This is a genomic window from Ancylobacter rudongensis, from assembly GCF_900100155.1.
GTDB classification, from domain to species: Bacteria; Pseudomonadota; Alphaproteobacteria; order Rhizobiales; family Xanthobacteraceae; genus Ancylobacter; species Ancylobacter rudongensis.
In genome coordinates this window covers 348,283-372,394 of the sequence record NZ_FMTP01000001.1, presented here as the reverse complement: position 1 = coordinate 372,394, position 24,112 = coordinate 348,283, and the positions used below count along the sequence as shown (strand labels likewise).

Here is a 24,112-nt window from a genome sequence, read left to right as displayed (position 1 = left end):
AAGGCTTCGACGGCGCCCCACGGGCGCGACAGCAGGCCCGGTGCCGGCTCAGCGCGCCGCCACTATGAACAGCCGGGGAAAGCGCAGCAGAACCTTGCCGTCGACCCGCGCCGGATAGGCCTGCTCCAGCCGCGCGGTGTAGTCGGTGAGGAAGGCGGCGCGCTCGGCCTCATCAAGCGGCGCGAGATAGCTGCGCAAGCCTGTGGAGCGGAACCACTCGGCGATGGCGCCGGCCCCGTCCAGCGGGTGGTTGTAGAGCGTGTGCCAGATGTCGACATGGCGGGCGAGCGGCGCCAGCCGGTCGTAATAGGCGCCGACGCCGGGAAGCACGTCACGCGCCACGCCGGCCACGCGGTCCGCCCAGGGGCCGGCGGCGGCGGCCTCTTCCATCAGAAGATGCGAGGGCTCGTTCACATTATCAGGCATCTGCACCGCCAGCACGCCGCCCGCCGGCAGCGCCGCGACGAGCCGCGCCAGCACGTCGAGATGGTCCGGCACCCATTGGAAAACCGCATTGGCGAACAGGAGATCGGTGCCCTCGGGCGGTGTCCAGGACGCGAGGTCCGCCAGTTCGAAGCGCGCGCCCGGCAGGCGGGCGCGGGCCTGCTCGATCATAGCGGGGGAATTGTCGACGCCGATCACGTCCGCCTGCGGCCAGCGCTCGACCAGCAGCTCGGTCGAATTGCCCGGCCCGCAGCCGAGGTCGACGATGCGGCGCGGCCGCTCCAGCGGCACCCGCGCCAGCAGATCGCGCGGCGGCCGGGTGCGCTCATCCTCGAACTTCAGATAGAGGGCGGGGTTCCAGTCTTCGGCCATCGCGTGCCTCCCCTTTGACCGCCCACCCTCACGGCAGGCGAACCTCTCCACCTCATCCCCGGGCTCGACCCGGGGATCCATGCGTGCGCCCGCCGCCACGCGGTCGGGCTGGGTCCCCGGGGCAAGCCCGGGGATGAGGGAAGGCAGGCCCCTCCCCCGAAGCCGTCATCCCGCTCAGCGCGTCAGCTTCTTGTGCTTCATCCGGTGCGGGATAATCTCCTCGACGCCGAGGCGGCGCTTCTTGTCTTCCTCATAGTCGTGGAAGTTGCCCTCGAACCACTCGACATGGCCATCGCCCTCGAAGGCGAGCATGTGGGTGGCGATGCGGTCGAGGAAGAAGCGGTCATGCGAGATGATGACCGCGCAGCCGGCGAAGTCTTCCAGCGCCTCTTCCAGCGCGCGCAGCGTCTCGACGTCGAGATCGTTGGTCGGTTCGTCCAGCAGCAGGACGTTGGCGCCCTGCTGGAGGATACGGGCCAGATGCACGCGGTTGCGCTCACCGCCCGAGAGCATGCCGACCTTCTTCTGCTGGTCGCCGCCCTTGAAGTTGAAGGCGCCGCAATAGGCGCGCGAATTGATCTCGCGCTTGCCGAGATAGAGCACCTCGTTGCCGCCGGAGATTTCCTCCCACACGGTCTTCTTGTCGTTCAGCGCGTCGCGGTTCTGGTCGACATAGCCGAGCTGCACGCTGTCGCCGACGGTGATGGTGCCGGCATCGGGCGTCTCCAGCCCGTTGATCATCCGGAACAGCGTGGTCTTGCCGGCGCCGTTCGGGCCGATGACGCCGACAATGCCGCCCGGCGGCAGCTTGAAGGAGAGGTCGTCGATCAGCAGCTTGTCGCCGAACGACTTGGTGAGGCCGTTGAACTCGATGACGTTGTTGCCGAGCCGCTCCGACACCGGAATGACGATCTGCGCGGTGGTCGGGCCCTTCTCGGAGGCCCGCTGCACCAGTTCCTCATAGCGCTGGATACGCGCCTTGTTCTTGGCCTGACGGGCCTTCGGGGACGCCCCCATCCACTCCGCCTCGGACGCGATCGCGCGCTGGCGGGCCTCGTCCTCGCGGTTTTCCTGCGCCATGCGCTTGGCCTTCTGCGACAGCCACGAGGAATAGTTGCCCTCATAGGGAATGCCGCGGCCGCGATCGAGTTCGAGAATCCAGCCGGTCACATTGTCGAGGAAGTAGCGGTCATGGGTGACGATCAGGATCGCGCCGGGATAGGAGCGCAGATGGCCTTCGAGCCAGTTGGTGGTCTCGGCGTCGAGATGGTTGGTCGGTTCGTCCAGCAGCAGCAGCTCGGGCTGCGAGAGCAGCAGCTGGCACAGCGCGACGCGGCGACGCTCACCGCCGGAGAGCTTGGCCACATCGGCGCCCTCCTCGGGGCAGCCGAGCGCGTCCATCGCCTGGTCGACCTTGCTGTCGAGATCCCACAGGCCCTGGCCTTCGATCTCGTCCTGGAGGGCGGTCATCTCGTCCGCCGTCTCCTCGGAGTAGTTCATCGCCAGCTCGTTGTAGCGGTCGAGAATGCCCTTCTGCTTGGCAACGCCGAGCATCACGTTCTCACGCACCGACAGCGTCGGGTCGAGCAGCGGCTCCTGCGGCAGGTAGCCGACGCGCGCGCCTTCCGCGACCCAGGCCTCGCCGGAATAGTCCTTGTCCATGCCGGCCATGATCTTCAGCAGGGTGGACTTACCCGAGCCGTTGGGGCCGAGAATGCCGATCTTGGCGTCGGGGTAGAAGGAGAGGTGCACATTGTCGAGCACCTTCTTGCCGCCCGGATAGGCCTTGGTCATGCCGTGCATGTGGTAGATGTATTGATACGAAGCCATGTCCAAATCCTGCGCGTGCGGGCGAGCCGAGAAGGGGCCGCGCTGCCGCGGCGTCATACGGGGTGGGTTGCGCGCTATGTAAACCGCGCACCGTTGAGCGGCAAGGCCGTCGCGCGAAGACCCGCATGTCTTATGGTTCCGGCGGGCCGGAACGGCGCCGTCCGCCCCGCCCGCGGCATTCCGACCGGCTTTTTCTCGCGAGGTATTGGAACGCCTCCGGATCTGGGGCGTTGACAGCTGCCGGCACACACGCCGACTGCAATTCACTATCTTCTTACCTCAAGAAGCCGGAACCGGGCGGGTATACCGACAGCATGGCGACAGCACCAACCGAACCCCTCTCCCTGCTCCCCCGCCCTGATTGGGCCCTCTTCCTCGATATTGACGGCACCCTGATCGATCACGCCGACCATCCCGAGGGCGTGGACATTCCCACCGACCTGCCCGACCTGCTGGCGCAGCTTCAGCTGGCGCTCGACGGGGCGGTGGCGCTGGTCTCGGGCCGGACGATCGACTGGATGGACCGCCGCTTCGCCCCCACCCGACTCGCCGCCTCCGGCCAGCACGGGGCGGAGGTGCGCCTCGCCCCTGACGCGCCTTCGGTGCCGATACCGCTGCCACGATGGCGCAAGCCGCTGGAACAGGCGCTCGACGAGGTTCTGTCGACCTGGCCCGGGGTCTATGTCGAACACAAGCCGCTGTCGCTGGCCGTTCATTTCCGCGCCGTCCCGCAGTTCGGCGAGGCGATCATGGACAGGGTGATCCAGCTCGGCATGGGCATTGACGGCGGGGTCGAGTTTCTCAAGGGCAAATATGTGATCGAGGTCCGTCAGGCCGGCCGCAACAAGGGCACGGCGGTGGCGGAGCTGATGAACTCGGCGCTGTTCACTGGCCGCCGCCCGGTGTTTCTGGGCGACGACGTGACCGATGAGGACGGCTTCCGCGCGGTCCGCGCCGCCGGCGGCCTCGCCCTCGCCGTCGGGCCCCGCCCGACCGATCAGGCCGATTTCAGGCTGGCCTCGCCGAGCGAGGTCCGCCGCTGGCTGACCGACCTTCCCAAGGCACTGGAGCGCGTGGATTCGTGAGCACCAATCTCGACCTGGCCGCCATCGGCAACGGCACCATCGCCGCGCTGATCGACCGCAACGGGCGGATCGCCTGGTGCTGCTGGCCCCGCATTGACGGCGATCCGGTATTCTCCTCGCTGCTCGGCGGCACCGAGCCCGAAGCCGGCTTCTTCGATGTGGTCCTGGAGGGGCAGGTCAAGGCGACGCGCCGCTACCAGACCAACAGCGCCATCATCGAGACCATCCTGGAGAACGACCAGGGCGCCAAGCTGCGGATCATCGACTTCGCCCCGCGCTTCAAGCTCTATGACCGTATCTACCGCCCCGCCATGCTGGTGCGCCGCATCGAGCCGATCACCGGCATGTGCCGGGTGACGCTGCGCCTGCGCCCGCATTTCAACTGGGGCGAACAGCGCCCGGCGCCGGTGCGCGGCTCCAACCACATGCGCTTCTCCGGCGACGACGTGACCCTGCGGGCCACCACCGACCTGCCCATCGTCTATGTGATGGAGGAGCGCCCCTTCGTGCTCAGCAAGCCGGCGACGCTGGTGCTGGGGCCGGACGAGCCCTTCCCCGCCAGCATCGCCGACACCACGCGCGGCTTCGAGGAGAAGACCCGCGAGTACTGGCACGAATGGGTGCGCTACCTCTCCATTCCCTATGAATGGCAGGACGCGGTGATCCGCGCCGCGATCTCGCTCAAGCTCTGCGCCTTCGAGGAGACCGGCGGCATCGTCGCCGCGCTCACCACCTCGATTCCCGAAGCGCCGCACTCGATCCGGAACTGGGACTACCGCCACTGCTGGCTGCGCGATTCCTATTTCACCGTGCGGGCGCTGAACATGCTCGGCGCCACCCGCACCATGGAAGACTATATCCGCTACCTCACCACGGTGATCGCCTCCGAGCCCTCGGGCCGGCTGGCGCCGGTCTATTCGATCGTGCCGGGCACCCCGCTGGGGGAGCGCTTCGCCCCGGCGCTGTCCGGCTTCCAGGGCATGGGGCCGGTGCGGGTCGGCAACCAGGCCGGCGAGCAGGTGCAGAATGACGGCTATGGCCATGTCGTGCTGGCGGCGGCGCAGATGTTCTTCGACGAACGCCTGCCCAAGCGCGGCGACAAGGCGCTGTTCGAACTGCTGGAAGGGGTCGGCGCGCGGGCGGTGGAATTCGCCTTCGAGCCCGATGCCGGCCTGTGGGAGCTGCGCGGCAAGCGCCGGGTGCACACCTTCTCGGCTGTCATGAGCTGGGCCGCCTGCGACCGGCTGGCGCGCATCGCCCGGGTGCTCGATCTGCCCGAGCGTGCCGAGTACTGGACGCACCACGCCAACGAGATCCGCGCCCGCATCCTGTCCTTCGCCTGGGACGAGACGCGCGGCTCCTTCGTCGACGCGGAGGACGACGGCCAGCTCGACGCCAGCCTGCTGCTGCTGGCGGAACTGGGCTTCGTTCGGCCGGACGATCCGCGCTATGTCGCCACGGTGGAGACCATTGGCCGCGAGCTCAAGCGCAACGGCTATCTCATGCGCTATGCCGGCGAGGACGATTTCGGCCTGCCCGAAACGTCTTTCACCATCTGCTCGTTCTGGTACGCTGGTGCGCTCGACCTGATCGGCCGCCGCGACGAAGCGCGCGAGATGTTCACCAGCCTGCTCGCCCGGCGCAACCCGGCCGGGCTTTTGTCGGAAGACATCGACAACCAGACCCTGGAGCTGTGGGGCAACATTCCACAGACCTATTCCATGGTCGGCCTGATCGACACGGCCATGCGTCTGTCGAAGACATGGGAGGAAGCCTTTTGGCGCGGCTCGTAATCGTCTCGAACCGGGTGGCGTCGCCGAAGGAGCGCGCCGCCAAGGCGGGCGGCCTGGCGGTTGCCCTGCGCGAGGCTCTCAGCCAGCGCGGCGGGCTCTGGTTCGGCTGGAGCGGCGAGACCGAGGTCAACCCGCCGGAGGCGCCTAAGGTCTTCCGTTCCGGCCGCGTCACCTATGCCCTGCTTAACCTCGACCCGGAAGACCAGCGCGCCCATTATGCCGGCTACGCCAATGGCACGCTGTGGCCGCTGTGCCATTACCGGCTCGGCCTGCTGACCTTCCGCCGCGCCGACTGGGAAGGCTACCGCCGGGTGAACGAGCATTTCGCCCGCGCGCTGCTGCCGCTGCTGAAGCCCGACGACATCGTCTGGGTGCATGACTACCACTTCATGCCGCTGGCGAAGGAGCTGCGCAAGCTCGGCTTCGAGGGGCGGATCGGCTATTTTCACCACATTCCCTGGCCGACCCCCGAGGTCTATCTCAGCCTGCCCTCGCATGCGGCGCTGGTGGACGACCTCTCGCATTACGACCTTGTCGGCCTGCAGACCGAAAACGACGTGCGGGCGCTGCTGACCTACATCTCCTCCGAGATCCACGGCTGGATCGCCCCGGGCGGCACGGTCGGCCTCAAGGACCGGCGCTTCCGCGTCGCCGCCTACCCGATCGGCATCGATGCCGAGGCCTTCGTCAGCGATGCGAAGAAATCCGTCGGCAAGGACGAGGAGCGGCGCCTCAATGAGAGCCTCGCCGGCCGCACGCTCGCCGTGGGCGTGGACCGGCTGGACTATTCCAAGGGCCTGCCCGGCAAGTTCGCCGCCTTCGGCGAATTGCTGCGCAGCTTCCCCGAGCACCGCTCCAAGGTGACGATGATGCAGGTCGCCCCGCTCTCCCGCAGCGAAGTGTCGGAGTATCAGGCGCTGCGCCGCGAGCTGGAGGAGCTGGGGGGCGCGATCAATGGCGAGTTCGCCGAATTCGACTGGGTGCCGCTGCGCTACCTCAACCGCCCGTTCCAGCGCGCGACGCTCGCCGCCATCTACCGGCGCTCGCGGGTCGGCGTGGTGACGCCGCTGCGCGACGGCATGAACCTCGTCGCCAAGGAATATGTCGCGGCGCAGGACCCGGAAGACCCCGGCGTGCTGGTGCTCTCCCGCTTTGCCGGCGCGGCCGACGAGCTGAAGGGCTCGCTGCTGGTCAACCCCTACGATATCGAGGGCATGGCGGCGGCGATGGACCGGGCGCTGACCATGCCGCTAGAGGAGCGCCAGCAGCGCTGGCGCACCAATATGGACAATGTGGAGACCAACACCATCCACCACTGGTGCCAGCGCTTCATCGACGAGCTGACCAATGTCACCGACCAGTTCGGGCCTGCCGGCGACACCTGGGGCAATGCCCGGCCGCAGTGAGAGCCTGTCTTGTCTCCCTTGCACGCCGTCATCCCGGCCACAGCCGGAGGCGGAGAGCCGGGATCGCCCGCCCGTTTCCGTGCGATCCCGGAGAGGACCTGCGGTCCTTCCGGGATGACACCGATGGAAGTTCGCCGACAGGCGTCAGGCTTGTCGCGCCTTCACGCCTATCCCTGCGCCTCATGCGCGCCGATCAGCCGGCCGACATCCGGCAGCCAGCGGATCGCCATGGCGAAGCGCTTGGTGGCGCCCGGCGCCAGCAGCGACAGGCCCGGCTTCTCCGTGAACTCGGCAGGGCCTATCCGGAAATTGAGTGTTTCGCGTGCCTCACGACGCCGCCACCAAAGCGACTCGTAGCTTACGCCACTAAAGCCACGCATTCCAAATCGACAGAAAAAATCTAAACTATTTCAGCTCATGTTATATTCGATTAAAATATAATGCATGTAAAATAAAATTTCCATTATCGCACGCATCGTAGAATGACATCTCTCCGTTTTTGACGTCAAGGTGCTTATAGCCACCAACGCTCGCTCTGAGCGCATACCAGATATTGTTTTTCTCAAGAAGACGGGTCATATTTTCATAGGTTATATCCCTCCTAATTCTATCCTTATCCTTAATAAACCATGGAAGGCGAAACTTTCCTCTTTGCCCCTTTCCATAAAATACAACGTAACATAACTTATCATTATCATCATAAAATGCCATTTCAACATCATGGTATCGATAAAAAATGCCGCCAGATGCGAGATAGATATCTTGCATACTCGGCTCTCCAAGTTCAGCTAATACTTTCTCACGGCTGTCATCGACGCTGATGCCAAGGAGGTTCTCCCCCCGCAACAGGTCGAGCATCGAGACGGTCTTCCGGCCCGCTCCTCCCCGCATCGGCGCGCCGCGCATCGCTACCCCTCCACCTCATGCGGGCCGATCAGCCGGCCGACATCGGGCAGCCAGCGGATCGCCATGGCGAAGCGCTTGGTGGCCCCCGGCGCCAGCAGCGACAGGCCCGGCTTGTCGATGAATTCGGCCGGCCCGTCCTCGGGCGAGGCATAGCCGGCCCAGGGCTCGATGCACAGGAACGGCGCGCCGGGCTTCGACCAGAGGCCGAGATGCGGCATGTCGGGGAAGGCCACTTCCAGCCCCGGTTCGCCCGGCACGCCAAAGCGCACATGGTGCGAGCGCAGGTCGAGGAAGATCAGCGCGTCGCGCTCGAACAAGGCGTCGGTCGGCTCGAGGATCGCGTCCACCGCCGGGTTCGGCTCGGTGGCGGTGGAGAGCAGCCCGCCCACCGGGCGGTGGATGGCTTCCGCTTCCGCCTTCTCGAACACCAGCCGGTGGTCGTCGCGCGTGCCGCCATAGGGCAGCGGCCAGCGGAAGGCCGGGTGGAAGCCGAAGCTCGCCGGCAGTTCCCCCTCGCCAGTATTGGCCACCTCGGCCTCGATGGTCAGCGTCGCCTCGGCAAGCCTGTAGGTAACGGTGAGCGAGAAGGCGAACGGGTATTGCTTGCGCGTCTCCTCATCATCGTGAAGCGCCAGCCGCACCACCTGCTCGCTCGCCTCCTCCAGCGTGAAGGCGCGGCGGCGGGCGAAGCCGTGCTGCGCCATGCAATAGACCTGCCCCTCATGCAGCAGCTGGTCGTTCGGCAGGCGCCCGACAATGGGGAAGAGCAGCGGCGCCCGTCCGGTCCAGAAGGCCGGGTCGCCGTTCCACAGCAGGTCATGCCCGTGCCGGTCCCGCAAAGCCACCATCTCCGCACCCTGGGGCGAGATTTCGACCTCCAGAAATTCCGATTTCAACCGCACCGAACCCTCGACCATACCAATCCCCGTCTCGACTTCGCCAAAGATCAGGTCTAACGGGACCTTGCGGATCAACGATTCCGCGCACCCGCCACCCCCATCATCCGGTTCCCATCATGGCCCAGACTCTCGGCCCTGTCGCCGCGCTCCTGCTCGGCGTGTTCTTTCTGGTAACGGGGAGCGGCCTGCAGAACACCCTGCTGCCTCTGCGCGGCGCCTTTGAGGGCTTCAGCGCCATCAATCTCGGCATATTGGGGTCGAGCTATTATCTCGGCTTCGTCGTCGGCTGCCTCGCCGTGCCGCATCTGGTGCGCCGCACCGGCCATATCCGCGCCTTCGCCGCCCTCACCTCGGGCGTGGTGGCGGCGATGATGGCGCATCCTCTGTTCATCGAGCCCTTCACCTGGTTTGCGCTGCGCACCGTCACCGGCTTCTGCTTCGCCGGGCTCTATCTGGTGATCGAGAGCTGGCTGAACGACCGCGCCACCAACCAGACGCGCGGCTTCGTCATGAGCGCCTATGTCATCGTCGACTATGCCGCGCTCACCGCCGGCCAGATGATGATCACCCTCTACCCCGTGCGCGCTTTCGACCTTTTCGCCATCGCCGCCATCCTGTTCTCGCTGGCGGTGCTGCCGGTGGCGATCGGCTCCAGCACCCAGCCGGCGCCGATCGAGACCGCCCGCATCCGCCTGCCGCGCCTGTTCAAGGCCGCGCCGGTGGCGATGGTCGGCTGCTTCGCCATCGGCCTCACCAATGGCTCGCTCTGGTCGCTGGGGCCGATCTTCGGCATCGGCCGCGGCATGACCTCCGACGGCGCTGCGACCTTCATGAGCGCCGTAGTGGTGGCGGGCGCGCTGGCCCAATGGCCGATCGGCTATCTCTCCGACCGCATGGACCGCCGCCGCATCCTCGCCGCGCTGCTGGTGGGCGCGCTGCTGGCGGGACTGGCGCTGGGCGCGCTGCCCTTCGGCCTCCTCGGCCTCAGCCTGCTGGGCATGGTCTATGGCGCGCTCTCGCTGCCGGCCTATTCGCTGGCCGCCGCCCATGCCTATGACCGCACCGCCCCTTCCGAGGCGGTGGAGACGGCGGCAGGGCTGCTGCTGCTCTACGGCCTTGGCTCGGTGGTCGGCCCGGCACTGGCGGCGTTCGGCATGCAGGTCTATGGCCCGGGCGCGCTGTTCTTCTTCACCGCCGGCGCCTATGGGCTGCTGCTGCTGTTCGTGCTCTGGCGCATCCTGCTGCGGGAGAAGGGACGGCAGGTCGACAGCAAGAGCGAGCCGATCGCCTCGGCCGCGACCGGCACCGTGCCCCGGCCGGAAAAGGAGCGCCCGGAGGCGCCGCTCGGCCGGCTGCGGCGCTGGCGCCGCGCCGCCTCGCCCACCCCGGCGCGCCCAGCCGCCGCCAAGCCCGTACCCACGCCCGCACCCGCGCCGGAACGCCCGGCACCCGACGACGAGGTGCCGACGTCACAGGATGGGCGCTCCGACGGGGCGTGAGTTGGGAACCGACACGGCGCCCGTGCGTTGATACCGCACCCGCCACCTGCCCCATCACGGGAATGTCCGCATGCTCAAATTCGCCGTGATCTTCCTGGTGATCTCGATGATCGCCGGCGCCGTCGGCCTGACCCGCGTGTCGGGCCTGGCCCGCAAGATTTCACTGGTGCTGTTCGGCCTGTTCTTCCTTGGCTTCCTGCTGCTGATCGGCTTCGCCATGCTGGTCGACCAGGCGGTGTCGTAGCGCGATCACGCCCCGACGTTCTCTGCCGCGCGCGGCGCATTGACTTACCGCAAGGCACCTCGCCCCCTCGGTCGCTAGCCTCCTGGAAAATCACCAGGAGGATGCCATGCCGACCGAGACCCTCTTCTTCGTCGCCGCCACCGTGATCGCCTTCAGCGGCTTCGCCGCCACGCTGGCCTATGTCGAGGCGACCACCAAGATGGTACGCCGCAAGAACCACCCGATCCCCGGCGAGTGAGCGCCGGCTGCGCACTTCCGGTGAACCCCGTTCAGCGGAAGTGCTTCAGGCCCTGTCTTACGCAATTGCTTGACGCAAGCTGGAACCTTGCCCGCTCGACAATGCTTCAGGCCCCGACGAACGCGATGAGTTGGCCCATCGAGATGATCGCGTCCGGCGTTGCCAGCGGCTGGTCCCAGCGCCGCTTGTCGGACGCCGTCTCGTCCCAATCGACATTGAGCGCGTGCCAATCCGCCCTGAGCCTGCGGGCCTCAGCGGCGATGGCGCCGGGGCGTAGCGATAGGTCGGTTTCGGCTGTCTCGCCCTCCAGAAGGGCGCCCAGTATCGTCTCGGCGACGACGTAGCCACCCACCGGACCGAGTTGGGGCGTATCGGTATAGGCGGCCGCCTCCATCAGCATGTAGTACCACAGCGGCGTGTCCCAGCGCAGGCGCGGCTCGCGCTCGAGCACCTCTACGAACCGCCCATACAGGGCCGTCGGAAAGAGCGCCTCGGCGCTCGTGGGCGCGACGCCTTTGTAGCGCGCGGCGAGCTGGCTGGCGACCGACTGGCCGGAGGGCAGGCCGAAATCCACGCCGCGGCGGATGTTCCGCTCGGCGAGCGACTGCGGCGGCTCGCCGATGGCCGGCGGCGGCAGGCGGAAGATCGCCTCCGGCAGGCGGCCGTCGATCGGTTCGCCATGCTGGGGGTCATTGGCGCCAGCCTTGAAGAACAGGGTCCAGTCGACATGGAACACGAGTTCCGGGGCCGTCGCGGTGGCCGGCACATAGAGCGGCTTGTCGCCCCGCAGATCGTGCGAGTCGGTGGCGGTGTTGAAAAGCCGCGAACCGAAGCCGGCATGAAGCAGATACTGGTTCCTGAGCTGGCTGTGGCCGAGCCGGAACACGGCATGGGAGAACTCGACGGGAATGGCAACCGCCTCGACGGTCAGCCCGCCCAGGTTGCGCCTTTTGAGCAGATCGTCATTGCGCGCGTTCATCTCCTCGAAAAAGGTCTTTTTCCTTGAATCGGCGAATTGCGCGAGCACCTCGTCGAGATGGCTGCGCTGGACGATGCGGGGCAGATAATCGAACGCGACGATGCGCCGGTATATCGACTGCACACGCTTCTTCGTCGCCTCGAAGTTGCTGGAAGTCGGACCGAAGCTCTCCCGCACCTCCTGGTCCCGCTCCACTTGCGGGCGCGCCTGGTTCTGATTTTGCCGAAACGCGGCGATCGTATCGCCATGGATCTTGTTGTGCAGGCGCTCGAAGAGCAGATGCACCTGGGTGATCAGCTTGTTCTCGTCATTGCGCGGATCGGCGATCAAGCGCTTGTTGCGATGTGCGTCGCCGCGTTGCAGATCGGGCGGGAGGGCATTGCCTGCCGCATCCGTCTGGACGTTGTGCAGGAAGAGGCCTTCATCGCTGAACAGGTTGAGCTGCGGCGTGCCGAGCAGACCGTAGACGGAATCGAGATCGAGCTTCCCGGACCTTCCATTGGTGGTGGTGGGAAGGTCGCGCTCGGGATGCCGGACATCTTCGAGAACGAGCTGTCTCTGACCGATGGTCGGGTTCTGCGGGATGATCTTATAGCCCTCGCCAATGACCCGGAATTCCGTCAGGTCGTGGTCGATGAACTGCCCGAGGAAGGTGAAGCCGGCCGGATTGGACGGTTTGGCGGTGACGGCCTCCCGCACCTCGATACGGACGGGCAGGAGCTGCGCGCGGCACTCCTCGGACACCGCCTCCACGGCATGACCGACGGCCTCGATCAGTTTGTCGAAGTCGTCGGTGCAGGCGCCCTGCTCGCCCGGGACGAGCTGCCGACTTGCCGGCATCGCTCGCTCCGACAACGGGCCACCGGGACCAGCCAGCAGCGAAACCGCGAGACTGTCGTACTGATGATCCTCGGCCGGAAACAGGCGGCCAAAGGGAGACTTGAGTCCCTCCGGCGCCAGAGTGTCCGGCCGCGTGACCTCGACCCAACCATGATGTGACATTTGCGCGCCCCCGCGTGAGAAAACGCCGGAAGCGTAACACATGCCATAGTTGTATCAATTAGAATCATACCATCTTAGATGGTGCGTCGCTGCAGCTCGACTCCAAATGAAAACGGCGCGCCGAGGCGCGCCGTTCCGCAGCGGGGAGAGCCCCGACCGCTAGCCTCAATTGTCGAGGAAGCTGCGCAGCTTGCGCGAGCGCGAGGGGTGCTTGAGCTTGCGCAGCGCCTTGGCTTCGATCTGGCGGATACGCTCGCGCGTCACCGAGAACTGCTGGCCGACCTCTTCCAGCGTGTGGTCGGTGTTCATGCCAATGCCGAAGCGCATGCGCAGCACGCGCTCCTCGCGCGGGGTGAGCGAGGCCAGCACGCGGGTGGTCGTCTCGCGCAGATTGCTCTGGATCGCCGCGTCGATCGGCAGGATGGCGTTCTTGTCCTCGATGAAGTCGCCGAGATGGCTGTCTTCCTCGTCGCCGATCGGCGTCTCCAGCGAGATCGGCTCCTTGGCGATCTTAAGGACCTTGCGCACCTTCTCCAGCGGCATGCCCAGCTTTTCCGCCAGCTCTTCCGGGGTCGGCTCGCGGCCGATCTCGTGCAGCATCTGGCGCGAGGTGCGGACGATCTTGTTGATCGTCTCGATCATGTGCACCGGAATGCGGATGGTGCGGGCCTGGTCGGCGATCGAACGGGTGATCGCCTGCCGGATCCACCAGGTGGCATAGGTCGAGAACTTGTAGCCGCGGCGGTACTCGAACTTGTCGACCGCCTTCATCAGGCCGATATTGCCTTCCTGAATGAGGTCGAGGAACTGCAGGCCGCGATTGGTGTACTTCTTGGCGATGGAGATGACGAGGCGCAGATTGGCCTCCACCATTTCCTTCTTGGCTTGGCGGGCTTCCTTCTCGCCCTTCTGCACCATCTGGACGATCTTGCGGAATTCCTGGATCTCCAGCCCTGTCTCGGTGGCCAAAGCGTGGATTTCCGAGCGCAGGTCCTTGATGCCGTCAAGCTCCTGCCCGACAAAGCCCTTCCAGCCGCGCGAGGTCAGGTTCTTCACCCGGGCAACCCATTTCGGGTCGAGCTCGGAGCCCTGGTACTGGCGCAGGAAGTCCTCGCGCGAGACGCCGAAGCTTTCGGCCAGGCGCATCAGCCGGCCTTCGAGCGAGACGAGGCGCTTGTTGATGTCGTAGAGCTGCTCGACGAGGTTGTCGATGCGCGCCTGGTTCAGCGACAGCGACTTCACGTCGACGATCAGCGCGTCCTTCAGGCTCTTGTATTTGCGGTCTTGCGAGGGCGAGAGGCTCTCGTTCTTCAGCTTGGACTCGACGTTCTGGTCCTGCAGGCGGCGCAGCTTCTTGTAGGCGTCGGCGATGCGGTCGAAGGTTTCCAGCACCTTCGGCTTGATCTCGGCTTCCATCGCCGCCAGCGACAGGGAATTTTCCATGTCGTCGTCATCGTCGCCGGCAATGGTCTCGCCAATGGTCGGCTCGCGCTCTTCCTCGGCCTCGGGGGCGAGCGTGCCGCCGCCCTCGACGATCGGGCCATTCTTCGCCTCGGGGCCGGCATAGGTGGCCTCAAGGTCGATGATGTCGCGGAGGAGCACCTTGCCCTCCACCAGCTCATCGCGCCAGATGATGATGGCCTGGAAGGTCAGCGGGCTCTCGCACAGGCCGGCGATCATCGCCTCGCGGCCGGCTTCGATCCGCTTGGCGATGGCGATTTCGCCCTCGCGCGACAGCAGTTCGACCGAGCCCATCTCGCGCAGATACATGCGGACGGGGTCGTCGGTGCGCTCGCCCGGCTCGGACTTGGTCTCGGAACGGATGACCGTGCGCGAGCCGGTCTCGGCCAGCTCGCCGCTGGTCTCTTCCTCTTCCTCGGCCGCCTCGGGCGCGGCTTCCTCGCCCTCCGCCTCGGCCTCGGCCTCCTCGGCCTCGACGACATTGATGCCCATCTCGTTGAGCATCGCGTAGATGTCCTCGATCTGGTCCGAGGTGTTCTGTTCGGAAGGGAGAACCTCGTTCAGCTCGTCATAAGTCACGTAACCGCGCTTCTTGGCGAGCTTGATCATCTTCCGGACGCCAGCGTCCGAAAGGTCCAGCAACGGGCTGTCCGGGGTGTCGCCTTCCTTCTCGGGGGCTTCCGTCGCTTCCGCTGCCTGCTTCGCCATGCGTGTGTGCTCCTCAAGCGCCAGCGACCTGCGTCCCGGCGTGCGATGGCGGCCCTTGCGGAACCACCCTTCGATCGTTCAACCCGGCGTCCCGCACAGTGCCCGGCGCGAGACGCAAACAGGGCCACGCGCACCACGCGGCTGAAGACGCGCGGGCGTGCAGCCCGATGGGACCTTACATCGACCGCGCCGGGCGACCCGACGCAGCGCCGAACCCCTCTACCAAAGCTTCGGTTCCGTCAAGTGCCGCGAGCTGCCTTTGTACGTCGAGAAACCGCGCCCAGTTCATCTCGGTGGGTTCTTCGGCCAGCCGTTTCTCGGCTTCTTTCAGGTCCTTAGATAGGGCGTGCCCACGCCGGTGCAAGACCAGACGCTGGTTCCACCACAGCTCGACATCGACCCGGCCGGCATCCGAGAAGGCCGGCCAGTCGTGCCGCGCCACCGCCAGGCGGCTGAGCCGGTCGACCAGCGGCGCCAGCCCCTGCCCCTCCAGCCGCGCCGCCAGCGTCTCCGGCGCCTCGGTCTCGCCCTCCATATGGGCGTCGAGCAGTACCCGGCGCAGATCGGCCAGTTCGCGGTGCTGCAAATGCAGGTCAGACAATTCCTCGGCGCACTGGTCGATCAACCAGGGATGGTTGATCAGGGCGAACAGCAGCAGCGCCTCGTTGCGCGGCATGTCGGCCGCCGCGCCGCGCACCAGCGACGAGCGGCGCATGGTCTCGCTCGCCCCGCGCCCCGCCAGCGGGCGCCCGGTGCCGGGCCGCCGCCCGCCCTTTGCGCCGGCACGCCCGGAATAGCCGGAATAGTCATTGGCCGAGCGGCGCCAGCCCTCCCCCTGCCCGGAGGCGGGGGCGAACAGGCGGCGGAAGCGGTCCATCAGCTCGGCGCGGTAGTGCTTGCGCACCGTCTCGTCGCCGATCACCTTGACGATCTCGCCGATCCGCGCCTCCAGCGCCGCCCGGCGCTCGGGCGTGTCGACGCTCGCGGTCTCGATTTCGCGGGCCCACAGCACATCCGCCAGCGGGCGGGCCTGCGCCAGCACCGCGTCCACCGCCTCGCGGCCGCCGGCCCGCACCAAATCGTCCGGGTCCTGCCCTTCGGGGAGCAGGCCGAAGGACAGGCTCACCCCGGGCTTGAGGTGCGGCAGCGCGAGATCCATCGCCCGCCAGGCGGCGCGACGGCCGGCCTTGTCGCCGTCGAACAGCAGCACCGGCTCGGGCGCCATCTTCCACAGAAGCGCCAGTTGCTCCTCGGTCAGCGCCGTGCCGAGCGGGGCGACCGCCCCGGCAAAGCCGGCCTCGACCAGGGCGATGACGTCGACATAGCCCTCCGCCGCGATGACGGCGGCGCCATTATGGGCCGCCGTGCGGGCGTTGAAGGCGTTGTAGAGCAGCGCGCCCTTGTGGAAGAGCGGCGTCTCCGGCGAGTTGAGATACTTCGCCGGCACGTCCTTTTCCAGCGCCCGCCCGCCAAAGGCGACGACCCGCCCGCGCAGATCGGTGATCGGGAAGATCACCCGGTCGCGGAAGCGGTCATAGGGAATGGCGATGTCCTCGGCTGAAATCAGCAGCCCGGCCTCGACCATGTCCTCGATCGGCACGCCGCGCCCGCCCAGCGCTTCCTTCAGCGCGAATCGGTCCGGCGGGGCGTAGCCGAGGCGGAAGCGGGCCTGCACCGAGGGGCCGAGGCCGCGATCGGCGAGATAGCCGCGCCCCTTGGCGCCGGCGCGGCCCTGCAGCGTCGCCTCGAAATACTGCGCGGCGAGTTCCATCACCTCGTGCAGCGTCTTGCGCCGGCTCTCGCGCTTTTCTTCCTCGCGCGACTGCACCGGCATGGCGAGGCCGGCCATGGAGGCCAGCCGCTCCACCGCCTCCGGAAAAGGCAGGCCCTCGACTTCCATCAGGAAGTCGAACTGGTCGCCATGCTTGCCGGAGGAGAAGCAGTGATAGAAGCCCTTCTGGTCGTTGACATAGAAGGACGGGGTCTTCTCCGGGTTGAACGGCGACAGGCCGCGCCATTCCCGGCCCTGCTTCTTCAACGGCACGCGCTTGCTCACCACCTCCGACACCGGGAGGCGGGCGCGTATCTCGTCGAGGAACGAGGGCGGAAAGCGCATGGGAGGAATCGGTCCTTCGGTCGAAACGCACCTTCTAGCAGGCAAGAGGCAGGCCGTTCGCGAGCGTCTTGCTTGTGAGGTGGCGGCGCGGCGCTGATCCCGCAATCCCCACAATTCACCGCGGAAAAGTCCGACAACACTAAACCATTCGGTTGACAATCAGGCTCGACGCGCAGATATTAAACCTTATGGTTGAACATCTGCACATCGCCGACAGCCGGCTCGATCACGTCTTCCACGCCCTCGCCGATCCGACCCGGCGGGCCATGCTGCAAAGCCTTGCCTGCGGGGAACGCACGGTGAGCGAACTCGCCGAGCCCTTCGCCATGTCGCTGGCCGGCGCCTCCAAGCACATCAAGGCGCTGGAAGCCGCCGGGCTGGTAGCGCGCGACATCAGGGGCCGGCAGCATCTGTGCCGACTCCAGCCCGGGCGCCTTGCCGAGGCGCATGAATGGCTGAGCTTCTACGAACGCTTCTGGACTGAGCGGCTCGATGCTCTCGACGCCCTGCTGCGCCAGCCCGAACCCGACATTGTGACTCCATCCGAACCCAAAGGAGACGACGCATGAACACGCACGCCGCGAATGGCTATGCCACCCGTCAAGCTGCCGACACGCTGCGCTTCGAGCGCCTTCTTCCCGGCCCGATCGAGCGGGTCTGGGCTTATCTCACCGAGCCGGAGAAGCGCCGGCTGTGGCTCGCCGACGGACCGATGCATCTGGCGCCCGGTGGCACGGTCGATCTCATCTTCCGCAATGGCGAACTGGGCGGCGACGAGCCGCCGCCCGAGCGCTTCGCCTGCCATTCCGGCGAGATTCACAACAAGGGCGTGATGATCGCCTGCGAGCGCAACCGCCTGCTGCGTTTCAGCTGGGAAGCCGGGTCGCCGTCCGAATCGGATGTCACGTTCGAGCTCGCCCCGCGCGGCGAGCGGGTGCTGCTGACCGTCACCCACCGACGCCTTGCCACCCGCAGCACCCTGCTCGGCGTCGCTGGCGGCTGGCACTCCCATCTCGCCCTGCTGGAGGCCGAGCTGGAACAGGTCGAGCGCCCGGCCTTCTGGCCGCTCGTCGCCCGCTACCGTGACGAATACGAACAACGTCTGCCGGAATAAGGCGGGCGCCAGGAAACGGCCGGGGCCACTCCCGGCCGACGCCGCTCAGGCGCCCCAGCCTCAGCTTGCTCCCATATAGGCGCGCCACAGCGCGGCGGCGAGGATGCCGAGCGCGATGGCCGGCAGCGCCTTGCGCAGCACCAGCCGGGCGAGGATGGCGACGCCGACCGCGACATAGCCCTCCGGCCCGCCGCGCACCGTCGCCGGCACGACAAGCGCCACCAGCACCGCCCCGGCGAGATAGCGCAGGAAATTCTCGGTGCGGGCCGACATCGGCACGAAGCCGACCAGAAAAATGCCGCCCGCCCGCGTCGCATAGGTGACGAGGGCCATGGCGAGAACGACGAGCAGGGCCTGTGTCGTACTCATGGGCGCTTCAGCTCGTCGCGGATGAGGCCGGCGAGGCCGCCCGCGAGCCCGCCGACCATGACGTGCCAGTTCGGCGGCAGGAACCACACCGCGCCCATCGCGGCAGCGCCAGCCACCAGCCAGGGCAGGTCGTCGACGCGCCCGCGCCGCAGCCCCACCAGCGTGACGGCGAAGAAGGTGACGAGCACGAGGTCGAGCGCATAGGTCTTCACATCGTCCAGGGTGAGCCCGCCGGCCACCGCGCCGATGATGGTCGCCGACACCCAAGTCGTCCACATCAGGGCGCCGCCACCGACGAGATAGCCGAGGTCGCGCTCGCCCTTGCGCTCGGCGGCGATCAGGGCGGCCCAGTTGAGATCGCTGAGCAGCGCCATCGCGCCATAGACCTTCCACGGCGCCAGCCCCCGGCACAGCGCCCGCAGCGAGGCGCCCAGCAGGATATGCCGTGCATTGATGGCGAAGGTCGCCACCAGCAGCGGCAGCCACGGCACCGGGCTCGTCCACAGGTCCAGCACGGCGAACTGCGCCGCGCCAGCGAAGACGGCCATGCTCATCAGCACCGCGATCCAGCCTTCCAGCCCGACGCCGCGCGCGGCGATGCCGAAGGCGATGCCGAACATAAAGACGGGCGGCAGGACGGGGAGAATTGCCCGCGCCCCGCGCCAGCAGCCCGCCCAGGTGAGCGTGGCACCGGGCGGGTGCGGTTCGGAAGCTGGCGACATGGCGGGGTTACGCGCTTAAGGGGGGGTGTTCGGCCGGCGTCGCCGCTCAGGCGGTGAGCAGGGCCTTGACCGTGCCGCTGGCCTTGCCGAAATCCATCACCCCGGTGTGCCGCTCCTTCAGCGCCGCCATGGTGCGCCCCATATCCTTGAGGCCATGGGCATTGATCTCGGCGATGACGGCGGCGATGGCGGCCTGCGCCTCGGCTTCGCTCATCTGGGCGGGCAGGAAGGACTGGATGACGACGATTTCCTCCCGCTCCTGGGTGGCGAGATCGGCGCGGCCGGCTTCCTCATAGACCTTGGCCGATTCCTCGCGCTGCTTGATCATCTTGGTCAGCAGCCCGAGCAGGTCGTCGTCGGAGAGCGGGTCCTTGCCATGGCCGCGCGCCTCGATGTCGCGATCCTTGATCGCGGCATTGACGAGCCGCAGCGTGCCGAGGCGCAGCTTGTCCTGCGCCTTCATGGCGTCTTTCAGCGATTGATTGATCTCGTCGCGCAACACGGCTCAAGCCTTCCTGCAATACGCGAGAGGGCGCGCAAAATCCCCGAAAAGCCGGGACGCACGCCACTCGCGCTCCAATGGATATCGCCCCGCGCTTCCGGGGGTCGCCGCGCTCGCCCGGGCCGGCCGGCGCCAGTTTTGGCGCAGCCATCCGCAAATCGAAGCCCAGATACGCAGCGGCAAGGCTGGCATCCGGCGCGGCAACGGACTAATTAGGGCACGAGATGACAGGGAACAAGATCAATGAACGGTAGCGCTGAACAGCACTCCGGCGACGACGTGTGGGCCGAGCCGCTCCCGACCGCCATCCTCGTTCTTGCCGACGGCACCGTGCTTGAAGGCTTCGGCCTCGGCGCCACCGGCCATGCGGTCGGCGAAGTGTGCTTCAACACCGCCATGACCGGCTATCAGGAAGTGCTGACCGATCCGTCCTATGCCGGGCAGATCATCACCTTCACCTTCCCCCATATCGGCAATGTCGGCACCAATGAGGAAGACGTCGAGACCATCTCGATGGCCGGCGCCTCCGGCGTGCGCGGCGTGGTGCTGCATTCCGCCATCACCGACCCCTCGAACTACCGCGCCACCCGGCATTTCGATGCCTGGCTGAAGGCGCGCGGCATCATCGCCATCTCCGGCATCGACACCCGCGCCCTGACCGCCCTCATCCGCGACGGCGGCATGCCGAACGCGGTGATCGCCCATGCCGCCAACGGCCAGTTCGACCTGCCGGCGCTGAAGGCGGAAGCGGCCGCGTGGCCCGGGCTTGAGGGCATGGACCTGGTGCCGATGGTCACCTCTGCCCAGCGCTTCACCTGGGACGAGACCACCTGGAGCTGGCCGGACGGCTATGGCCGGCAGACCGCCCCCGCCCACCATGTCGTCGCCGTCGACTACGGCATCAAGCGCAACATTCTGCGCCTGCTGGCCCGCGCCGGCTGCCAGGTGACGGTGGTGCCCGCCACCACCTCGGCGGAAGAGATCATGGCGCTGCAGCCGGACGGCGTGTTCCTCTCCAACGGCCCCGGCGACCCGGCGGCGACGGGCGAATATGCCGTGCCGGTGATTCGCGAGATCATCGCCCGCGGCGTGCCGACCTTCGGCATCTGCCTCGGCCACCAGATGATCGGCCTCGCGGTCGGCGGGCGCACGGTGAAGATGCACCAGGGCCACCATGGCGCGAACCATCCGGTGAAGGACAACACGACAGGCAAGGTCGAGATTACCTCGATGAATCACGGCTTCGCGGTCGACCGCGATAGCCTGCCGGCCACCGCCACCGAGACCCATGTCTCGCTGTTCGACGGCTCCAATGCCGGCATCGCCCTGACCGACAAGCCGGTGTTCTCGGTGCAGTACCACCCCGAGGCCAGCCCCGGCCCGCAGGACAGCCACTATCTGTTCGACCGCTTCGTCGAGTTGATCGCGAAGAACAAGGCGGCCTGAGCCTTCATACCGCCTCGGGAAATTCCCGAGGCGGTACCGCCGCCGGGTTGATCCCGCCAATAAAGGAACATAACGTGAACGTCGGAGGGTTTCCGACGTGGATGATGCACTGAAGACCAAGCTCGGCATCCTGGCCGACGCCGCCAAATATGATGCGTCTTGCGCCTCTTCCGGCGCCGGCGGGCGCGCGGCGAAGAAGGACGGCATCGGCTCGACCACAGGCATGGGCATCTGCCATTCCTACACGCCGGACGGGCGCTGCGTGTCGCTGCTCAAAATACTGCTGACCAATTACTGCCTGTTCGACTGCGCCTACTGCATCAACCGGCGCTCCTCGAACGTGCAACGGGCGCGGCTCTCGGTGGACGAGGTGGTGGCGATCACCCTCGGCTTCTACAAGCGCAACTACATTGAGGGCCTGTTCCTCTCCTCCGGCATCATCCGCTCGCCCGACTACACGATGGAGCAAATGATGCGCGTGGCCCGCGCGCTGCGGCAGGATCACGGCTTCGCCGGCTATATCCACCTTAAGGCCATTCCCGAGGCCAGCCCGTGGCTGGTCGAGCAGGCAGGGCTGTGGGCAGACCGGCTCTCGGTCAATGTCGAACTCGCCTCCGACATCAGCCTGCAGCAGCTCGCGCCCGAGAAGGACGCCCCCGGCATCAAGGCGACGATGGGCCAGCTTAAGGAGCGAATCGCCGAGGCGCGGGAGGAAAAGCGCCGCTTCGCCCCCGCCGGCCAGAGCACGCAGATGATTGTCGGCGCCGACAGCACGACCGACGCGGCGGTGCTCGATGCCAGCGCCACGCTCTATGGCGGCTACGGGCTGAAGCGCGTCTATTACTCCGCCTTCAGCCCGATCCCGGAGGCAAGCCGGGTGCTGCCCGTCAAGCCCGCGCCGCTGCGCCGCGAAAACCGGCTCTACCAGGCCGACTGGCTGCTGCGCTTCTACGGCTTCTCGGTGTCGGACATCACCGCCGGCGGCGAGGGCGGCATGCTCGACCTCGACATCGACCCCAAGCTTGCCTGGGCCCTCAAGCACCGCGAGCAGTTTCCGGTGGATGTGAACGTCGCCGACCGCGAGCTGCTGCTGCGCGTGCCGGGGCTTGGTGTGCGGGCGGTCGATCGGCTGCTGCGGGCGCGGCGGCAAACACGGCTGACGCTGGACGACATCGCCCGGCTCAGCACCGGGGTGAAGCGGGCCCGCGCCTTCCTCATCACCGCCGACCATCACCCGCTCAAGCTGACCGACCGGGCCGATTTGCGCGTGCGGCTCACCCCGCCGGCCCGCCAGCTGGAGCTGTTCGCGTGAGCGCGCCGGCGGCGCAGCTGGCTGCGGGCGCGCCTCGCCTGGTGGCGCTGGCCTTTGGCGCGGACCACGCCGGCTTTCGCCGCGCGGTGCGCGAAAGCGTGGCGGCGCAGGACCCGCCCGAGCGCGTCGTCTGGCGCATGCGGGCGCCGGGAGGCGCACTGGAGGCGGCCGGCCTGTTCGACACCCCTGCCGCGCCCGCCGCGGCGTCACAGGCCCCTGCCCTGTCCCTGCCGCGCGCGGTCGCCGGGCTGGTCGATCTCGTGCTCTGCCACCGCGATCCCGCGCGGTTCGATCTTCTCTACACGCTGATCTGGCGGGTTCTCCGGGGCGAGCGGCAATTGGCCGACAACCCGGCGGACCCGCTGGTGCACCGGCTCGGCCTGATGGCGAAGGCGGTGCGCCGCGACATTCACAAGATGCATGCCTTCGTGCGCTTCAAGGCGCTGGGCGCGGCGAGCGGCCGCGAGCGTTTCGTCGCCTGGTTCGAGCCCGAGCACTTCATCCTGGAGGCGGTGGCGCCGTTCTTCCGCACCCGCTTCCCGGCCATGGACTGGGCGATCCTGACCCCGGTCGGCACGGTGGGGCGGAACGGGGAACACCTCGCCTTCGGCCCGCCGGCCAGCCGCCCGCGCTTGCCGGAGGGCGACGGATTCGAGGCGGGCTGGCTCACCTATTACGCCAGCGCCTTCAACCCGGCCCGCGCCAATCCGACGATGATGCGCACCGAGATGCCCAGGAAATACTGGCCGAACCTGCCGGAGGCGCGGCTGATTCCGGTGCTGCTGGAGAGCGCCCCGGCGCGGGTCGCCGACATGCTGGCCCGCGAGGCACGTGCGCCGCGCAAGCGCGACCCGGCCCGCGCCGTGGCGGCGATGGCGCATCAGGCCCCCGCCAGCCTGGCCGCGCTCAACACCCTGATCTCCGCCACGCCCGCCTTCGTTTCCGGCGGCACCCGTGCCGTGCTCGGCGAGGGCCCGCTTGAGCCCGATCTTGCGCTGGTGGGCGAGCAGCCGGGCGACCAGGAGGATGTCGAGGGCCGCCCCTTTGTCGGGCCGGCCGGCCAGCTCCTGATGACCGCGATGGCCGAGGCCGGGTTGGCGCGCGAGGCGGTCTACCTCACCAATGCGGTGAAGCACTTCAAATTCGTCCAGCGCGGCAAGCGCCGGCTGCACCAGAAGCCGACCGGCGGCGAGGTGAAGCACTATCGCTGGTGGCTGGAGACGGAACTCTCTTTCGTCCGGCCCCGCCTCGTCGTCGCGCTCGGCGGCACGGCGGCGCTGGCCCTCACCGGCGAGGCGCTTGCGGTCTCGCGCACGCGCGGCCCCCGCCGGCTGGGGGCCCATGACGGCTATGTCACCTTCCACCCGTCCTACCTGCTGCGCCTGCCGGACGAAACCGCCCGGCGCGAGGCCTATGCCGCGCTGGTGGCCGATCTGGCGGCAGCGAAAGCGCTGGCGCAGGCGGCCCGAGCGGTGCGGTAGCGGAAGACGGGACGGCCGCGCCTGTGGAATTCATGTGCGCCCCGCGTCTTGTGCAGGGCTTAGCGGTGCGCCTGCCCTTCCCTGCCGAGGGAATCTGCGTTAAGGGAAGCCCCCAATTGCGGGGCGTGACCTCGCCCAGAAAGTTCAATCCGGGTCCGCCCAAGGACGCGTCGCACAGCGCGTC

At 67.4% G+C, this 24,112-nt stretch carries 22 protein-coding genes; 11 read left to right on the top strand and 11 right to left on the bottom strand.

Translation table 11 applies throughout. The features are described from left to right. Nucleotides 1–48: 48 nt before the first annotated feature. Nucleotides 49–816: a trans-aconitate 2-methyltransferase gene (gene tam / locus BLO63_RS01720; protein ID WP_091436207.1), complete on the bottom strand. Its 768-nt coding sequence runs from the start codon at nt 814–816 to the stop codon at nt 49–51. Nucleotides 817–990: 174 nt separating this feature from the next. Continuing rightward, nucleotides 991–2,646 carry an energy-dependent translational throttle protein EttA gene (gene ettA / locus BLO63_RS01715; RefSeq protein ID WP_091436206.1) on the bottom strand — a complete coding sequence of 552 codons (1,656 nt, stop codon included), beginning with the start codon at nt 2,644–2,646 and terminating at the stop codon, nt 991–993. Between the two features lie 314 nt (nt 2,647–2,960). Between ettA and otsB the strand changes: the two genes are divergently transcribed. The 3 genes from otsB to otsA are packed head-to-tail and all read left to right on the top strand — an operon-like array spanning nt 2,961 to nt 6,930. Next, on the top strand, nt 2,961–3,731 hold the full coding sequence (gene otsB / locus BLO63_RS01710; protein WP_091436204.1) for a trehalose-phosphatase: 771 nt from the start codon (nt 2,961–2,963) through the stop codon (nt 3,729–3,731). Further along, entirely contained in the window at nt 3,728–5,524 is a 1,797-nt protein-coding gene (locus tag BLO63_RS01705; protein ID WP_091436202.1) for a glycoside hydrolase family 15 protein, read from the top strand. Before otsB ends, BLO63_RS01705 begins: the two co-directional genes overlap by 4 nt. After that, a complete protein-coding gene (gene otsA / locus BLO63_RS01700; protein ID WP_091436201.1) occupies nt 5,509–6,930 on the top strand; it encodes an alpha,alpha-trehalose-phosphate synthase (UDP-forming) in 1,422 nt (473 codons plus the stop codon). The genes BLO63_RS01705 and otsA overlap by 16 nt, the downstream gene beginning before the upstream one ends. A 167-nt stretch (nt 6,931–7,097) precedes the next feature. Here the strand turns inward: otsA and BLO63_RS21235 are convergent, their stop codons facing one another. The 3 genes from BLO63_RS21235 to BLO63_RS01690 are packed head-to-tail and all read right to left on the bottom strand — an operon-like array spanning nt 7,098 to nt 8,753. After that, nucleotides 7,098–7,310 (bottom strand): hypothetical protein, encoded by a 213-nt coding sequence (locus BLO63_RS21235; RefSeq protein ID WP_091436199.1) that lies wholly within the window; start codon nt 7,308–7,310, stop codon nt 7,098–7,100. A gap of 40 nt (nt 7,311–7,350) precedes the next feature. Next, complete coding sequence (locus BLO63_RS20870) at nt 7,351–7,836, bottom strand: hypothetical protein (protein WP_143007043.1); 486 nt, start codon at nt 7,834–7,836, stop codon at nt 7,351–7,353. A 2-nt stretch (nt 7,837–7,838) separates the two neighbouring features. Then, complete coding sequence (locus tag BLO63_RS01690; RefSeq protein WP_091436197.1) at nt 7,839–8,753, bottom strand: aldose 1-epimerase family protein; 915 nt, start codon at nt 8,751–8,753, stop codon at nt 7,839–7,841. A gap of 98 nt (nt 8,754–8,851) precedes the next feature. Between BLO63_RS01690 and BLO63_RS01685 the strand changes: the two genes are divergently transcribed. The 3 genes from BLO63_RS01685 (at nt 8,852) to BLO63_RS21420 (ending at nt 10,716) form a co-directional block, all read left to right on the top strand. Continuing rightward, complete coding sequence (locus BLO63_RS01685) at nt 8,852–10,234, top strand: MFS transporter (RefSeq protein ID WP_091436195.1); 1,383 nt, start codon at nt 8,852–8,854, stop codon at nt 10,232–10,234. A 70-nt stretch (nt 10,235–10,304) separates the two neighbouring features. Continuing rightward, on the top strand, nt 10,305–10,478 hold the full coding sequence (locus tag BLO63_RS01680) for a DUF1328 family protein (RefSeq protein WP_091436193.1): 174 nt from the start codon (nt 10,305–10,307) through the stop codon (nt 10,476–10,478). A gap of 106 nt (nt 10,479–10,584) precedes the next feature. After that, nucleotides 10,585–10,716, top strand: a complete 132-nt coding sequence (locus tag BLO63_RS21420) for a hypothetical protein (RefSeq protein WP_280138024.1) — start codon at nt 10,585–10,587, stop codon at nt 10,714–10,716. A gap of 106 nt (nt 10,717–10,822) precedes the next feature. Here the strand turns inward: BLO63_RS21420 and BLO63_RS01675 are convergent, their stop codons facing one another. From BLO63_RS01675 to dnaG, 3 genes are all read right to left on the bottom strand, one after another. Next, on the bottom strand, nt 10,823–12,697 hold the full coding sequence (locus BLO63_RS01675) for a peroxidase family protein (RefSeq protein ID WP_162841748.1): 1,875 nt from the start codon (nt 12,695–12,697) through the stop codon (nt 10,823–10,825). A gap of 165 nt (nt 12,698–12,862) precedes the next feature. Next, nucleotides 12,863–14,866 carry an RNA polymerase sigma factor RpoD gene (rpoD, locus tag BLO63_RS01670; RefSeq protein ID WP_018387037.1) on the bottom strand — a complete coding sequence of 668 codons (2,004 nt, stop codon included), beginning with the start codon at nt 14,864–14,866 and terminating at the stop codon, nt 12,863–12,865. Nucleotides 14,867–15,041: 175 nt separating this feature from the next. Further along, nucleotides 15,042–16,982 carry a DNA primase gene (gene dnaG, locus BLO63_RS01665; RefSeq protein ID WP_091436189.1) on the bottom strand — a complete coding sequence of 647 codons (1,941 nt, stop codon included), beginning with the start codon at nt 16,980–16,982 and terminating at the stop codon, nt 15,042–15,044. Nucleotides 16,983–17,170: 188 nt separating this feature from the next. Between dnaG and BLO63_RS01660 the strand changes: the two genes are divergently transcribed. After that, nucleotides 17,171–17,551 carry an ArsR/SmtB family transcription factor gene (locus BLO63_RS01660; RefSeq protein WP_091436187.1) on the top strand — a complete coding sequence of 127 codons (381 nt, stop codon included), beginning with the start codon at nt 17,171–17,173 and terminating at the stop codon, nt 17,549–17,551. Beyond that, the gene (locus BLO63_RS01655) at nt 17,548–18,096 is read left to right on the top strand and encodes an SRPBCC family protein (protein ID WP_091436186.1); all 549 of its coding nucleotides are present in this window, start codon (nt 17,548–17,550) and stop codon (nt 18,094–18,096) included. The genes BLO63_RS01660 and BLO63_RS01655 overlap by 4 nt, the downstream gene beginning before the upstream one ends. 60 nt (nt 18,097–18,156) lie before the next feature. Here BLO63_RS01655 and BLO63_RS01650 read toward each other — a convergent pair whose 3' ends face one another. Genes BLO63_RS01650 through BLO63_RS01640 form a run of 3 tightly spaced genes read right to left on the bottom strand, consistent with a single transcriptional unit; the run spans nt 18,157 to nt 19,689 of the window. After that, nucleotides 18,157–18,465 (bottom strand): AzlD family protein, encoded by a 309-nt coding sequence (locus BLO63_RS01650; RefSeq protein ID WP_091436184.1) that lies wholly within the window; start codon nt 18,463–18,465, stop codon nt 18,157–18,159. Further along, nucleotides 18,462–19,187, bottom strand: a complete 726-nt coding sequence (locus tag BLO63_RS01645; protein ID WP_091436182.1) for an AzlC family ABC transporter permease — start codon at nt 19,185–19,187, stop codon at nt 18,462–18,464. Before BLO63_RS01645 ends, BLO63_RS01650 begins: the two co-directional genes overlap by 4 nt. A gap of 46 nt (nt 19,188–19,233) precedes the next feature. Further along, nucleotides 19,234–19,689, bottom strand: coding sequence for a GatB/YqeY domain-containing protein (locus BLO63_RS01640; protein ID WP_091436181.1), 456 nt, complete (start codon nt 19,687–19,689; stop codon nt 19,234–19,236). A 243-nt stretch (nt 19,690–19,932) separates the two neighbouring features. Here BLO63_RS01640 and carA point away from each other — a divergent pair, with 243 nt between their 5' ends. The 3 genes from carA to BLO63_RS01625 all read left to right on the top strand — a co-directional run bounded on the left by carA (nt 19,933) and on the right by BLO63_RS01625 (nt 23,928). Continuing rightward, nucleotides 19,933–21,135, top strand: coding sequence for a glutamine-hydrolyzing carbamoyl-phosphate synthase small subunit (gene carA / locus BLO63_RS01635; protein ID WP_091436179.1), 1,203 nt, complete (start codon nt 19,933–19,935; stop codon nt 21,133–21,135). 97 nt (nt 21,136–21,232) lie between these two features. Further along, nucleotides 21,233–22,447: a putative DNA modification/repair radical SAM protein gene (locus BLO63_RS01630; protein WP_091436178.1), complete on the top strand. Its 1,215-nt coding sequence runs from the start codon at nt 21,233–21,235 to the stop codon at nt 22,445–22,447. Beyond that, entirely contained in the window at nt 22,444–23,928 is a 1,485-nt protein-coding gene (locus BLO63_RS01625) for a UdgX family uracil-DNA binding protein (RefSeq protein WP_091436176.1), read from the top strand. Before BLO63_RS01630 ends, BLO63_RS01625 begins: the two co-directional genes overlap by 4 nt. Nucleotides 23,929–24,112: the final 184 nt, after the last annotated feature.

What these genes read in the sequence shown, in the direction of transcription:
- tam (WP_091436207.1), bottom strand. Translation starts at nt 816, where the DNA reads ATGGCCGAAGACTGGAACCCCGCCCTCTATCTGAAGTTCGAGGATGAG.
- ettA (WP_091436206.1), bottom strand. Translation starts at nt 2,646, where the DNA reads ATGGCTTCGTATCAATACATCTACCACATGCACGGCATGACCAAGGCC.
- otsB (WP_091436204.1), top strand. Translation starts at nt 2,961, where the DNA reads ATGGCGACAGCACCAACCGAACCCCTCTCCCTGCTCCCCCGCCCTGAT.
- BLO63_RS21235 (WP_091436199.1), bottom strand. Translation starts at nt 7,310, where the DNA reads ATGCGTGGCTTTAGTGGCGTAAGCTACGAGTCGCTTTGGTGGCGGCGT.
- BLO63_RS20870 (WP_143007043.1), bottom strand. Translation starts at nt 7,836, where the DNA reads ATGCGCGGCGCGCCGATGCGGGGAGGAGCGGGCCGGAAGACCGTCTCG.
- BLO63_RS01690 (WP_091436197.1), bottom strand. Translation starts at nt 8,753, where the DNA reads ATGGTCGAGGGTTCGGTGCGGTTGAAATCGGAATTTCTGGAGGTCGAA.
- BLO63_RS01685 (WP_091436195.1), top strand. Translation starts at nt 8,852, where the DNA reads ATGGCCCAGACTCTCGGCCCTGTCGCCGCGCTCCTGCTCGGCGTGTTC.
- BLO63_RS01680 (WP_091436193.1), top strand. Translation starts at nt 10,305, where the DNA reads ATGCTCAAATTCGCCGTGATCTTCCTGGTGATCTCGATGATCGCCGGC.
- BLO63_RS21420 (WP_280138024.1), top strand. Translation starts at nt 10,585, where the DNA reads ATGCCGACCGAGACCCTCTTCTTCGTCGCCGCCACCGTGATCGCCTTC.
- BLO63_RS01675 (WP_162841748.1), bottom strand. Translation starts at nt 12,697, where the DNA reads ATGTCACATCATGGTTGGGTCGAGGTCACGCGGCCGGACACTCTGGCG.
- rpoD (WP_018387037.1), bottom strand. Translation starts at nt 14,866, where the DNA reads ATGGCGAAGCAGGCAGCGGAAGCGACGGAAGCCCCCGAGAAGGAAGGC.
- dnaG (WP_091436189.1), bottom strand. Translation starts at nt 16,982, where the DNA reads ATGCGCTTTCCGCCCTCGTTCCTCGACGAGATACGCGCCCGCCTCCCG.
- BLO63_RS01660 (WP_091436187.1), top strand. Translation starts at nt 17,171, where the DNA reads ATGGTTGAACATCTGCACATCGCCGACAGCCGGCTCGATCACGTCTTC.
- BLO63_RS01655 (WP_091436186.1), top strand. Translation starts at nt 17,548, where the DNA reads ATGAACACGCACGCCGCGAATGGCTATGCCACCCGTCAAGCTGCCGAC.
- BLO63_RS01650 (WP_091436184.1), bottom strand. Translation starts at nt 18,465, where the DNA reads ATGAGTACGACACAGGCCCTGCTCGTCGTTCTCGCCATGGCCCTCGTC.
- BLO63_RS01645 (WP_091436182.1), bottom strand. Translation starts at nt 19,187, where the DNA reads ATGTCGCCAGCTTCCGAACCGCACCCGCCCGGTGCCACGCTCACCTGG.
- carA (WP_091436179.1), top strand. Translation starts at nt 19,933, where the DNA reads ATGAACGGTAGCGCTGAACAGCACTCCGGCGACGACGTGTGGGCCGAG.